This window comes from Streptomyces sp. NPDC039424, assembly GCF_055639495.1.
In genome coordinates, this window is the sequence record NZ_JBVKAI010000017.1 from 170298 (window position 1) to 178392 (window position 8095).

The window sequence follows — 8095 nt, forward strand, 5'->3', positions numbered from 1 at the left end:
GACGCTACCTCGAACCGCTGCGGTACCGTCGGTCGCGATGGCGACGATCGAAGAGTGCCGTGCCGCACTGGAGAAGCTCTCGGACAACATGCAGGGCGCCGAGGGCGACGTCCGCGCGGCCGCGGCCATGGACCGTTCGGTGAGCTGCCACATCACGGACCTGGACGTCACCTTCGCCGGCCGGCTCACCGACGGCCGGATCGAGGTCGACGAGACCCTCCAGGGCCCTCCGCCGGGGAAGGCCCAGATCCGGCTGACGATGACCGGCGACGACCTGGTGGCGCTGGTCGGCGGCGAGCTGAACTTCGCGAAGGCGTGGGGGTCGGGCCGGGTCCGGCTGGAAGCGGGCCTGCTCGACCTGTTCCGGCTCAGGAGACTTCTGTAGCGGACACCTTCTGCGCCCCGGCCCGCGCCTTCCGCGCCGCCGGCACCACCAGCGGCGTACCCGTCTCCGGGTCGGCGATGACCTGGCAGCGCAGCCCGAAGACCTCCTCGACCAGTTCGGCGGTGACGATGTCGCCGGGCGCGCCCTCGGCGATCACCTTCCCGCCGCGCAGGGCGATGAGGTGAGTGGCGTACCGGGCGGCGTGGTTGAGGTCGTGCAGGACCGCGACCAGGGTGCGGCCCTGGGTCTCGTGCAGCTCGGCGCACAGGTCGAGGACGTCGATCTGGTGCTGGATGTCCAGATAGGTGGTGGGCTCGTCGAGCAGCAGCAGCGGGGTCTGCTGGGCGAGCGCCATGGCGATCCACACGCGCTGCCGCTGGCCGCCGGACAGCTCGTCCACGTACCGGTCGGCCAGCTCGGCGACCCCGGTCTGGGCCATGGACTCCCGTACCACCCGCTCGTCCTCGGCGGACCACTGCCTGAGGATCCCCTGGTGCGGATACCGGCCGCGGCCCACCAGGTCGCCGACGGTGATGCCGTCCGGCGCGATGGACGACTGCGGCAGCAGACCGAGCGTCCGCGCGACCTTCTTCGCGGGCATCGACTGGATGACCTGCCCGTCGAGCAGCACCCGGCCCTCGCTGGGCTTGAGCATCCGTGACAGCGCCCGCAGGAGCGTCGACTTGCCGCACGCGTTCGGGCCGACGATCACCGTGAAGGAGTTGTCGGGGATCTCCACCGACAACCGCTCGGCGATGACCCGCTGGTCGTAGGCGAGGGTGACGTTCTCGGCGGACAGGCGGTTCACGGTGCTCCTTCGGTTGTTCGTCTCGCCGGTGGTGTCGCCAGTGGTCCTCATATCCGGCCCGCCCTGCGTTCGGTGACCAGCAGCCACAGCAGGTAGAGGCCGCCGAGGACGCCGGTGACCACGCCCACGGGCAGCTGGTCGGCGCCGAAGGCGCGCTGTGCGGCCCAGTCGGCGGTGACCAGCAGCGTGGCGCCCATGCAGAGGGAGGGCACCAGGTTGGGCCCCGGCGAACGGGTCAGACGCCGGGCCAGCTGGGGAGCGGTGAGCGCCACGAAGCTGACGGGGCCGGCGGCGGCGGTCGCGGTGGCGGTCAGCAGCACGGCGGCGACCATCAGCACCAGCCGTACGCGCTCCACCCGCACCCCGAGGGCGTACGAGACGTCGTCGCCCATCTCCATGAGCCGCAGCCCGCGCGCGTTGGCGAGGACGAGCGGAACGAGCACCGCGCACAGGGCGAGCAACGGCCAGACCTGGTCCCAGTCGCGGCCGTTGAGGGAGCCCGTCATCCACACGACCGCGCGGGCCGCGTCGACGAGGTCGGCCTTGGTGAGCAGATAGCCGTTGACCGCCGTGGCGATCGCGGAGACGCCGATGCCGACCAGGACCAGCCGGTAGCCGTGCACGCCCTGCTTCCAGGCGAGCAGATAGATGGCGAGCCCGGTCACCAGGCCGCCGATCAGCGCCCCGACGGTGACCTCGGTGGCGTTCCCGGAGAGCAGCACGATCACGATGAGCGCCCCGGCCGTCGAGCCCTGCGAGAGGCCGAGCACGTCCGGGCTGCCCAGCGGGTTGCGGGAGACGGACTGGAACAGGGCGCCGCCCAGGCCGAGCGAGGCACCGACCAGCAGGCCCACGAGCACGCGCGGCAGCCGCAGGTCGTGGACGATGTACTCCTGGATCTGGCTGCCGTTGCCGGTCAGCGTCTTGAGGACGTCGGTGGCGGAGATCGGGAAGTCGCCGGTGCCGATCAGCAGGACGCTCGCGGTGAGCGCGGCGAGCAGCAGCAGGGCGACGACGGCCAGCGCGCGGACGTCCACCCGGACCGAGAGTCCGCCCGGGGTGCGCAGGGCACGGACGGCGGGGCCGTTCTGACGGGTCCTCACAGTTGCGCCGTCCTCCGCCGTCGTACGAGAAAGATGAAGACCGGGCCGCCGATGAGCGCGGTGACGATGCCGACCTGGAGTTCGGCGGGCCGGGCGACGATCCGGCCGAGGACGTCGGCGCCGAGCAGCAGCACGGGCGACAGGACCGTCGCGTACGGCAGGATCCAGCGCAGGTCGGGGCCGGTGAAGGAGCGCACGGCGTGCGGCACCATCAGGCCGACGAACATGATCGGACCGCAGGCGGCGGTCGCGGCACCGCACAGCACGGTGGCGGCGAGCATGGCCAGGGCGCGGGTGCGGCCCAGGCTGGCGCCGAGGGCGCGGGCGGTGTCGTCACCCATCGCCATGGCGTTCAGCGGCCGGGCGAGCACCAGGGCGAGGACCGTACCGACGGCGAGGAACGGCAGCACCTGCGTGATCGTCGAGTCGGTGGCCGAGGACAGCGAACCGACCGTCCAGAACCGCATCTTGCCGAGTGCCGCGTCATCCATGATCATCACGGCCTGGAGATAGCCGTAGAGCGCGGCGCTGATCGCCGTACCGGCGAGCGCGAGCCGTACGGGCGTCGCTCCCCGGCTGCCGCCGAGGAACCACACCAGCGCCCCGACCGAGGCGGCGCCCGCGAACGCGAACCACACATAGCCGCTCAGACTGGTGACGCCGAAGTAGGTGATGGCCGTGACCACCGCCGCCGACGCGCCCGCGTTGATCCCCAGCAGCCCGGGATCGGCCAGCGGGTTGCGGGTGAGCGCCTGCAGCACCGCCCCCGACAGGCCGAGCGCGGCACCGGCCAGCAGCCCGAGAAGGGTGCGGGACAGCCGTTCGTCGACCACCACGTCGCCGTACGTCCCCGAGTCGTGGAACAGGCCGTGCCAGACCTGGTCCACGGTCAGCTCTTTCGCACCGGTCGCGATGCTCGCCAGTACGACGAGCGCCAGGACCGCGACCGCGGCCAGGAGACCAAAGGCCCGTATCACCCGGCGGGTTGGGGGCGCGGGGGCAGTGTCCGCGCGCTGTTCGGGAGGACTGTCGACCAACACGAGGTTAGGTTAGCCTACCCTCCCATTCGAACTCGATCCCGCAGCGCACGGCCGGGTTCGGCCCGGGTTCCCGGCGCTCAGAGTCCCAGTCGCGCCAGCGCCTTCTCACCGTCCAGCTCGCATGTGCCCTCACCGGCCGCCGTCCACGCCGCCGCGCACAGCGCCCGCAGCCCGTCGAGGGCCTCGCCGTCGCCCTCCAGCTCCAGCCGCTCGCCGCGGGCCGTCGCCGTCCAGCCGCCGCAGCGGAAGCCCTCGCCCGCCTCCGTGACCTCCGGCTGCCCGGTGAGCAGCCCGCGCAGATCGGCGTCCACATACGTCGGCCGGTGCTGCGGGGGCGCGGCCAGCAGCTGGGCGCCGTCGGTGACGCCGGTCAGGACCAGCAGCGAGTCCACGTCGCCGTTGAAGGCGCCCTCGATGTCCGTGTCCAGCCGGTCCCCGACCACCAGGGGCCGCTCGGCACCCGTGCGCAGGATCGTCTCCCGGTGCATGGGCGGCAGCGGCTTGCCCGCCACCTGCGGGTCGGCGCCGGTCGCGATCCGGACGACCTCCACGGCCGCGCCGTTGCCCGGCGCGATGCCCCGGCCGCTGGGGATGGTGAGATCGGTGTTGGACGCGAACCAGGGCACCCCGCGAGCGATGGCGTAGGACGCCTCCGCGAAACGCCCCCACGGCAGCTCCGGCCCGCCGTACCCCTGCACCACCGCCACCGGATCGTCGTCCGCCGACTCCACCGGCTCCAGACCACGCTCGCGCAGCGCCACCCGCAGCCCCTCACCACCGACCACCAGCACCCTGGCCCCCGCCGGCACCTGCTCACTGATCAGCCGGGCGACCGCCTGCGCGGAGGTGATGACGTCACCGGCCCCCGTCGGTATCCCCAACTCCGTCAGATGCGCGGCCACGGCGTCCGGGGTGCGCAGCGCGTTGTTGGTGACGTACGCCAGACGCATCCCGCCGTCACCGGCCACCGCCAGTGAGTCGACGGCGTGCGCGATCGCGTTCCCGCCCGCGTACACCACCCCGTCGAGGTCGAGAAGCGCCGTGTCGTACGCCTCGCTCAGGGGCCGCCCACTGCCCTCGGGCCTCGTCCTGACATCGTGGCTCATTCCGCATCGCTCCTCGTTCGACCGCTCTTCCCCCGATCATGCCGCACGCCACTGACACACGTACGATGCCGGGATGAACACAGCAGGTCACTCGGAAGCAACGGCGCGCCGAGGCCTGGAACTCACCCCGTTCCGAGGCCTTCGCTACGACCCCGACCGGGTCGGCAGCCTCGCCGCCGTCACGTCCCCGCCGTACGACGTCGTCGTACGTCCCGACGGCCTGCACCACCTCCAGTCCGCCGACCCGCACAACATCGTCCGTCTGATCCTCCCCCAGGCCGGCACCCCCAGCGCCCGCACCGAACAGGCGGCCGACACGCTGCGCCGCTGGCTGGCCGAGGGCGTCCTGACCGTCGACCCCGAACCGGGCCTGTACGTCTACGAGCAGTGCAACGGCGACGGCACGCTCCAGCGCGGCGTCATCGGCGCCCTGCGCCTGTCCGAGCCGTCCGAGGGCGTGGTCCTGCCGCACGAGGACGTCATGCCGCACGTGGTGGCGGACCGCGCGGCCCTGATGCGCGCCACCTCCGCCAACCTCGAGCCCCTCCTCCTGACCTACCGCGGCAACGGCGCCGCGGCCGAGGTCGTGGAGCGCACCGCGGAACAGCCCGCCCTGCTCGTCACCACCACCGAGGACGGCTTCAGCCACCGCCTCTGGGCGGTGACCGACCCGGCCGACGTCAGCCGCGTCCAGACCGAACTGGCCGGGCACCAGGCCCTGATCGCCGACGGCCACCACCGCTGGGCCACCTACCTGCGTCTACGCGCGGAACACCCCTCCCCCAGCGCCTGGGACTACGGCCTGGTCCTCCTGGTCGACACCGCCCGCTACCCGCTGCGCGTCCGCGCCATCCACCGTCTGCTCCACGGCCTGCCGGTGGCGGACGCGCTGTCCGCGCTGGCCGGCCTGTTCCGCGTACGGCGCCTGGACGTGCCCCTCGCCAAGGCGCTGAGGGTGCTCGCCGACGCGGCCCGCGCGGGCAACGCCTTCCTCCTCGCCGGCGACGGCGCCTTCCACCTCGTCGACCGCCCCGACCCGGACCTCCTGGCCCGCACGGTCCCCGCCGACCACCCCGCCGCCTGGCGCACCCTGGACGCCACGGTCCTGCACGCCACGCTCCTGGAGCACGTCTGGCGTATCCCCGAGGACTCCCCCGCGCACATCGCGTACATCCACGACACCGCCGCCACGGTCGCCAAGGCCGAGCACGACGGCGGTACGGCGGTCCTGCTGCACCCCGTCCGCGAGGAGGTCGTGCGCGAACTGGCCCGCCAGGGCGTGACGATGCCCCGCAAGTCGACGTCGTTCGGCCCCAAGCCGGCGTCGGGGCTGGTGCTGCGCGCCCTCGAGCTCTGAGCCCCGGACATGCGAAAGGGCGGGATCCCGTGATCCCGCCCTTTCGCATGTCAGCGGACGTCAGTCCTTGGCGTCAGTCCTTGTCGTCGTCCGTGACGACGTCCTCGGAGCCGTTACCGCCGTCGCCCTCGGCCTCGCTCTCGTCGAGCGCGTCGACGAACTCCACGCCGTCCATCTCGGCCAGCCGGTCCGAGGCGTCGGTGCTGCCGTCCCGGTCCGCCTCGACGGCCTTGGCGAACCACTCCCGCGCCTCGGCCTGCCGCCCGGCGGCGAACAGCGCGTCGGCGTAGGCGTACCGCAGACGGGCGGTCCACGGCTGGACGGAGTTGGAGGCCAGCTCGGAGCTCTGCAGCGTCACGATCGCCGCGTCCAGCTGCCCCATGTCACGCCGGGCACCGGCCGCGACGAGCCGCATCTCGACCTGCCCGGCCTTGTCGAGCTTCTGCACCTCGGGCGCCCCGGCCATGTCCAGCGCCTTCTCCGGACGCCCGAGCCCACGCTCGCAGTCGGCCATCAGGGGCCACAGCTCCGCGTTGCCGGTCATCCGCCGCGCGGCACGGAACTCGGCGAGCGCCTCGGCGTACTTCTGGTTCGCGTACGCGGCGAAGCCGGCGGCCTCCCGTACGGCGGCGACGCGGGACGCCAGGCGCAGGGCCACCTTGGAGTAGCCGTACGCGCGCTCGGGCTCCTCGTCGATGAGCCGGGCGACCATCACCAGGTTCTTGGCGACGTCCTCCGCGAGCGTCTTCGGCAGGCTCTGCAGCTCCTGCCGTACGTCCTTGTCGATCTCGTCGCCGGTGACGTCCTCGGGGATCGGCAGCCGCTTGATCGGCTCCCGGTCACGGTCGCGCTCGTCACGGAAACGGCCGCCGCCACGACGGTCGTCCCGGCGGTCGTCCCGACGGTCGTCGCGGCCCCGGAACCCACCGGGGCGCCCACCTCGGTCGTCACGGCGGGGCCCACGCCCACGGTCGTCACGGCCACGGAATCCGCCCCGCTCCCCGCGGCTGTCGTCCCGACGGAAACCACCCGGCCGGTCGTCACGGCGGTCGTCACGACGGTCATCGCGACGGAAGTCAGGACGCTCGCCACCGCGACGGTCGTCACGACGGAAGTCGGAACGCTCACCGCCACCACGGCGGTCATCGCGACGGAAGTCAGGACGCTCGCCACCACGGCGGTCGTCACGACGGAACTCGGGACGCTCGCCACCGCGGCGGTCGTCACGACGGAAGTCGGAACGCTCACCGCCACCACGGCGGTCATCGCGACGGAAGTCAGGACGCTCGCCACCACGGCGGTCATCGCGACGGAAGTCAGGACGCTCGCCACCACGGCGGTCATCGCGACGGAACTCGGGACGCTCGCCACCACGGCGGTCGTCACGACGGAAGTCGGAACGCTCACCGCCACCACGACGGTCATCACGACGGAACTCAGGACGCTCACCGCCACCACGACGGTCATCCCGGCGGTCGTCGCGCCCGCGGAACCCACCGCGGTCACCTCGGGTGTCGTCTCGCCGGAAGCCACCGCGCTCAGGGCGGTCGCCCCGGTCGTCGCGACGGAAGCCGCGATCGCGGTCGTCACGGCCGCGGAACCCACCGCGGTCGTCACGGCGATCATCGCGCCGGTCGTCACGCCGGTCGTCACGCCGGTCGTCACGGCGACCGTAGCCACCGCGGTCGTCGTCGCGGCGCGGGCCACGGGCGTCGCGGTCGTCGCGGCGGCCGTAACCGCCCCGCTCACCACGGTCGTTGTCACGGCGGTCGTTGTCGCGGCGCGGACCGCCGCGGAACGGGCGACGGTCACCGCTGCGGTCACCACTGTCCCGTCGCCGCTGGTCGCGCTCCGGTCGCTCGTCGGGAGAGTTGGTGGACATCGGGTGACTCCTGTCTTCGGTACCGCAAGTCATTCTAAAAACGAAAGGACCCCTGGTCCCAGCTGAACGCTGGTGACCAGGGGTCCTCAAAAATTGTTCGGCGGCGTCCTACTCTCCCACAGGGTCCCCCCTGCAGTACCATCGGCGCTGTGAGGCTTAGCTTCCGGGTTCGAAATGTAACCGGGCGTTTCCCTCACGCTATGACCACCGAAACCCTAATGGTTTCGAGCGAACAAGCACACTCTTCACTTGTTTGTTCAGCTCAAAGCCGGCAACCGTTCGTTGCCTCAGAACTGACACAGTGGACGCGAGCAACTGGGGACAAGCCCTCGGCCTATTAGTACCGGTCACCTCCACCAGTTACCTGGCTTCCAGATCCGGCCTATCAACCCAGTCGTCTACTGGGAGCCTTAC

At 72.0% G+C, this 8095-nt stretch carries 7 protein-coding genes, 2 rRNA genes and 1 pseudogene; 2 read left to right on the forward strand and 8 right to left on the reverse strand.

Features of this window, described 5'->3' with window-relative positions; genetic code table 11:
• The first annotated feature begins 37 nt into the window (after nucleotides 1-37).
• On the forward strand, nucleotides 38-385 hold the full coding sequence (locus ACZ7L0_RS33200) for an SCP2 sterol-binding domain-containing protein (RefSeq protein WP_471246236.1): 348 nt from the start codon (nucleotides 38-40) through the stop codon (nucleotides 383-385).
• Here the strand turns inward: ACZ7L0_RS33200 and ACZ7L0_RS33205 are convergent.
• The 4 genes from ACZ7L0_RS33205 to ACZ7L0_RS33220 form a co-directional block, all read right to left on the reverse strand.
• On the reverse strand, nucleotides 369-1244 hold the full coding sequence (locus ACZ7L0_RS33205) for an ABC transporter ATP-binding protein (RefSeq protein WP_471246237.1): 876 nt from the start codon (nucleotides 1242-1244) through the stop codon (nucleotides 369-371). The two genes, ACZ7L0_RS33200 and ACZ7L0_RS33205, sit on opposite strands and share 17 nt — an antisense overlap.
• Entirely contained in the window at nucleotides 1241-2296 is a 1056-nt protein-coding gene (locus ACZ7L0_RS33210; RefSeq protein ID WP_471246238.1) for a FecCD family ABC transporter permease, read from the reverse strand. Before ACZ7L0_RS33210 ends, ACZ7L0_RS33205 begins: the two co-directional genes overlap by 4 nt.
• On the reverse strand, nucleotides 2293-3336 hold the full coding sequence (locus tag ACZ7L0_RS33215; RefSeq protein WP_471246239.1) for a FecCD family ABC transporter permease: 1044 nt from the start codon (nucleotides 3334-3336) through the stop codon (nucleotides 2293-2295). The genes ACZ7L0_RS33210 and ACZ7L0_RS33215 overlap by 4 nt, the downstream gene beginning before the upstream one ends.
• A gap of 77 nt (nucleotides 3337-3413) precedes the next feature.
• Nucleotides 3414-4442, reverse strand: a complete 1029-nt coding sequence (locus ACZ7L0_RS33220; RefSeq protein ID WP_471246240.1) for an HAD hydrolase-like protein — start codon at nucleotides 4440-4442, stop codon at nucleotides 3414-3416.
• Between the two features lie 73 nt (nucleotides 4443-4515).
• Here ACZ7L0_RS33220 and ACZ7L0_RS33225 point away from each other — a divergent pair, with 73 nt between their 5' ends.
• Nucleotides 4516-5799, forward strand: a complete 1284-nt coding sequence (locus ACZ7L0_RS33225) for a DUF1015 domain-containing protein (protein ID WP_471246241.1) — start codon at nucleotides 4516-4518, stop codon at nucleotides 5797-5799.
• 73 nt (nucleotides 5800-5872) lie between these two features.
• On the opposite strand, the gene ACZ7L0_RS33230 is transcribed toward ACZ7L0_RS33225, so the two are convergent.
• From ACZ7L0_RS33230 to ACZ7L0_RS33245, 4 genes and pseudogenes are all read right to left on the reverse strand, one after another.
• Nucleotides 5873-6619, reverse strand: a complete 747-nt coding sequence (locus ACZ7L0_RS33230; RefSeq protein WP_471246251.1) for a tetratricopeptide repeat protein — start codon at nucleotides 6617-6619, stop codon at nucleotides 5873-5875.
• 21 nt (nucleotides 6620-6640) lie between these two features.
• Nucleotides 6641-7681, reverse strand: a pseudogene (locus ACZ7L0_RS33235) (hypothetical protein); the annotation flags it as partial.
• A gap of 95 nt (nucleotides 7682-7776) precedes the next feature.
• Nucleotides 7777-7893 (reverse strand): 5S ribosomal RNA (gene rrf, locus ACZ7L0_RS33240).
• Nucleotides 7894-7998: 105 nt separating this feature from the next.
• Nucleotides 7999-8095 (reverse strand): 23S ribosomal RNA (locus ACZ7L0_RS33245); the annotation flags it as partial.

Excerpts from the sequence above, each read along its gene's own strand:
- ACZ7L0_RS33200 (WP_471246236.1), top strand. The coding sequence starts at position 38 with ATGGCGACGATCGAAGAGTGCCGTGCCGCACTGGAGAAGCTCTCGGAC.
- ACZ7L0_RS33205 (WP_471246237.1), bottom strand. The coding sequence starts at position 1,244 with ATGAGGACCACTGGCGACACCACCGGCGAGACGAACAACCGAAGGAGC.
- ACZ7L0_RS33220 (WP_471246240.1), bottom strand. The coding sequence starts at position 4,442 with ATGAGCCACGATGTCAGGACGAGGCCCGAGGGCAGTGGGCGGCCCCTG.
- ACZ7L0_RS33225 (WP_471246241.1), top strand. The coding sequence starts at position 4,516 with ATGAACACAGCAGGTCACTCGGAAGCAACGGCGCGCCGAGGCCTGGAA.